The sequence below is a fragment of the uncultured Phenylobacterium sp. genome (assembly GCF_902826855.1).
In the GTDB taxonomy this organism is placed as follows: domain Bacteria; phylum Pseudomonadota; class Alphaproteobacteria; order Caulobacterales; family Caulobacteraceae; genus Phenylobacterium.
Map to the genome: position 1 here is coordinate 38,505 of NZ_CADEGK010000006.1, position 3,587 is coordinate 42,091.

General features: G+C 71.2%; 5 protein-coding genes. 2 read left to right on the forward strand and 3 right to left on the reverse strand.

The features are described 5' to 3' along the window. The 3 genes from QZV94_RS01910 to QZV94_RS01920 form a co-directional block, all read right to left on the reverse strand. A partial coding sequence (locus QZV94_RS01910) for a PfkB family carbohydrate kinase (RefSeq protein ID WP_293676109.1) occupies positions 1 to 257 on the reverse strand: 257 nt, incomplete at its 3' end. Positions 258 to 325: 68 nt separating this feature from the next. Beyond that, positions 326 to 1,105 carry a carbon-nitrogen hydrolase family protein gene (locus tag QZV94_RS01915; RefSeq protein WP_293676110.1) on the reverse strand — a complete coding sequence of 260 codons (780 nt, stop codon included), beginning with the start codon at positions 1,103 to 1,105 and terminating at the stop codon, positions 326 to 328. 1 nt (position 1,106) lies between these two features. Next, complete coding sequence (locus QZV94_RS01920) at positions 1,107 to 2,030, reverse strand: alpha/beta hydrolase (protein WP_293676111.1); 924 nt, start codon at positions 2,028 to 2,030, stop codon at positions 1,107 to 1,109. Positions 2,031 to 2,442: 412 nt separating this feature from the next. Between QZV94_RS01920 and QZV94_RS01925 the strand changes: the two genes are divergently transcribed. After that, positions 2,443 to 2,850, forward strand: a complete 408-nt coding sequence (locus QZV94_RS01925; RefSeq protein WP_293676112.1) for a GreA/GreB family elongation factor — start codon at positions 2,443 to 2,445, stop codon at positions 2,848 to 2,850. A gap of 16 nt (positions 2,851 to 2,866) precedes the next feature. Further along, a complete protein-coding gene (locus tag QZV94_RS01930) occupies positions 2,867 to 3,544 on the forward strand; it encodes a hypothetical protein (protein WP_293676113.1) in 678 nt (225 codons plus the stop codon). Positions 3,545 to 3,587 lie beyond the last annotated feature (43 nt).

Genomic DNA, 3,587 nt, shown 5'->3' on the forward strand with positions numbered 1-3,587 from the left:
TCGTGCCCCTCCGCGTCGCCGCCCACCAGCCCGACCAGGGCCACGGAACCGCCCAGCGCGGCGATGTTGCGGGCCACGTTGCCCGCGCCGCCCAGCATCTTCAGCTCCCGCGAACGGACCAGCACCGGGATCGGCGCCTCGGGCGAGACGCGGCTGACGCTGCCGTAGACATAGCGGTCCACCATCAGGTCGCCGACGCAGGCGACGCGCTTGCCTGGCAGTTCGTCGAGCAGGCTCTGAAGGGCGGCCAGGTCCATGGTCGTCGGTGTGCGGCGGGTCGCCCGTCGGGTCAAGCAGGGGCGGCGCGGGGGCGGCTCCTGCCCTGTCAGCCCCGCAGATGTCGGGTGAGATCGAAGCCGCGGCCCTCGCGGTTCGCCCGCAGCTCCCGAACCGCCTCCATGTCGAGGTCGAACGCCGCCGCCCGCCGCCGACCCAGCGGCTGGTGCAGGCCGCCGCGGTGCGATGGGTTGGGATGCGCCAGCCCCGCCACCCCGCTGCTGGTTGCGGTCTCGTAGCGCACCGGGTGGGCCCAGTCGCTCACCGCCACGAAGGCCGCGAACTCGTACGCTCGGGCGACCATAGCGTGGCGCCACCGGGCGCGGGCCATGTGGGGGTCCGGCCGCTGGCTCAGCGAGAAGGCGGGTACGAGGATCAGGTCCGGCAGCGGGCGCGCCGTGGCGAAGGCGCTGGCATGCCAGAAGTCGGCGCAGATCATCACCAGGCAGGACAGGTCGCCAACTTGGAAGCTGGCGGGCCCCGGTCCGGACCCAGCGGCGCGCGAACGCTCGTCGCCGTAGGGATTCAGCTTCCCGTAGCTGGCGATCACCTGACCGCTGGGATCGGCCACAATCCCGCGGTTGGTCCGTTCGCCCGCCTCATCCGCGAAGTGCGAGCCGCCCACCACCCAGACCCTGAGGTCGGCCGCCAGCGCCTGCACCTCCGCCCGGTAGGCCGCCGCACCGGCGTCCCCGCCGATCAGTTCGGGCAGCAGCACCAAGTCGCCGCCGCGGACCTCGACGCCCCGCCCTAGAAGCCTTCGGGCGCTCGCGATGTCGGAGACGCCGTCCGCGCTCCGGCGAGCCGGCTGGGTGACGATGACCCGCATCCTAGTGCGACCCCCGGGCTTCGCTGCCCGGGCGGACCGCCGCCAGCACGTGTTCGATCGCCTCCACTACGGCGCGGGGCTGCTCGACCGGGATGTTGTGTCCGCAAGGTACGGTCCGCCGCACCCCGCGCGAGGAAAGCGCGGCGATCTCGTCGTGCATCGCGGTCCAGGCGTCGGCCTCCGCCTCGCTGTCGATGAACGCCTCGTGGGCGCCGGACCCGGCCGAGAGCACCACCAGCGGCAGGTCGCCCAACGAGCGCCGGTCTGCCGCCAGTTCCTCGGCCGTCGGCGCAGCGATCGCCAGCCCCTCGCGGATGGCGGTGCTCAGGTAGGAGGGTCGGGTCCACATCTCGTGCAGCGCCTGGTTCACCGCGGGACTGAGCCCCGCGCGCGGCAGCCCGATACGTTCGATATAGTCCGTGTCGTCCGGCGTCAGGATCCCGGCTCGCGCCTTGCGCAGCATCCGACGGAAGACGGCGCGGTCCTCGGCCATCACCCGTGACGTGCCGGGCAGGCGCCGGACGCAGTCGGCGGTCACGCCATCCACCATCACCAGGCCCGCGACCTCCTCCGGATGATTCGCCGCGAACAGATGCATCCGCAGTGCTCCGGCCGAGTGCCCCACCAGCACATAGGGCGGCGGAATGCCGGCGGCGGCCAGGGCGGCGCGCAGGTCGCGCACGATGGCCGTGGAGGTGCGTGCCCCCGGCGCCGGATCGCTGAAGCCTAGCCCGGGCGGATCGAACGACACCACCCGCGCGAAACGCGCCACGTGAGGCTGCACCAGCCCCCAGTCCAGCGTTCCGCCCAGATACCCCGCCGCCAACACGACCGTCGGACGACCCTCGCCCATCGCCAGGATATTGAGGCGTCGGCGGCGGGTGACCGGGACGAGCTGCTGAGGCCGGGCGTACTGGTCCATCATCGCAGGATGTGCGGCGGCGGGCCGCGCGCGGTCAAGTCGGGGCCAGGAACCGAGCGACGCGCGCGCGGTTTGACTTTCACGCCAGGCATGACCATCTTTGTGATGTTATGAGAATTTGGGTTGAATTCGAACGCCGTGTTCACCACGGCGGGCGCGTCGTCGCAGGCGACTCGCCCCGGGTCCGGTAAGCGCAAAGCTTAGGATCCGGGGAATATCCCCGTTTTATTTTCACAGACCGACTACGGCCGGCGCGACTGCTCGCGGCACGTGACTTTTCCTGGTCTCGGTCCCGCCTAGCGCTGCCGCGCACGCAGTGAAGACTGTGGAACACAGCGCGCGCTCCGGCGCCAGTCGCCGCACCCCTCAAACTACGTCAGCCCCTAGCGGCTGCCGATCCACCACAAGGATGATCATGTCACTTCGCTCGCACCAACTTCGGAAGCCCCCCGTCTATGTGACGGACATCGACTACGAGCGCCTGTCGCGCTTCGCCGCATCTGGGGACACGCTCGGCGCACGCCTGCTCGGCGACGAACTTGCCCGCGCCACGGTGCTCACTGAAAAGGCGCTCCGCCGGCCGGTTGTCCGCCTCTACTCGGTCGTGGAGTTTGCCGACCTGATGACCGGCCGGACCCGCACCGTCCAGATTGTGCCGCCGGACGAGGCGGACATCGACCGGAACCGGCTCTCCGTCCTTTCTCCGGTGGGAGCGTCGCTGATCGGCCTTCCCGCTGGCGAGTCCATGGGCCTGCGCACCGAGGACGGGCGCATCCATGTGCTGCGCGTCATCAGCGTGGAGCCCGCTCGTGAGCCCGCCTAGGGATGATGACGCCAGGTTGCTGACCCAGGCCGTGCTGCGGGCCGTGATGGACGCGCGCTGGCGTTGCGAGGACCTGATCTCGCGCAAGTCGATCTCCGCGGCGCCGGATCTGCTCCGTGGTAACGCTGGAGAGCTCGCGTTCTCCGGGGCGGCGCGCGACCAGTTGCTTGGCCTCGCGCTGCTGGCCGCGGCCCGCGACGTCGAGCGCCCGGGCGTAGTGTCGGAGATGGACACCGCGTCGCTCCTCGCCGAGCTTCGCTGCGAGCCTATCGAGCGGCTGGCGGTTCGCAGCGCAGCCCTGGAGTCAGCCCCCGCAGCCTCCGGAGGTCCGGCCCACATCGCGGCCGCGATCGAGGACCGCCTGCGAGCGGAGCGCCGCTCGCCAACGGCGCTGGCGGAGGCGCTGCGTGGCGAGGCGCGGCTGCAGGAACTGCTGTGGGACAATCCCTGTCTTCCATGCAGCGACGGCGCCCGCCTGCTAATGCTGTTTGCAGCGCCCAAGCTACTGGAACGCGCCGCGGACCTCCGGACGGGCCGGGCCGCAGCTATGAAGGCCGCGCCGGCCCGGGCAGCCCGCGCCGACCGGCCGGCGCGGATTCACCGCCCGTGGCTGGGACTGCTGCCTGAGGGATGGTTACTGGTTGCGAGCGCGGCCCTGGCCGCCGCGGCTACAGGGCTTCTCGCCGAAGGGTGACCACTAGCCCACCACCTCCCGCAACGCCTTGAGCTGCCTCAGC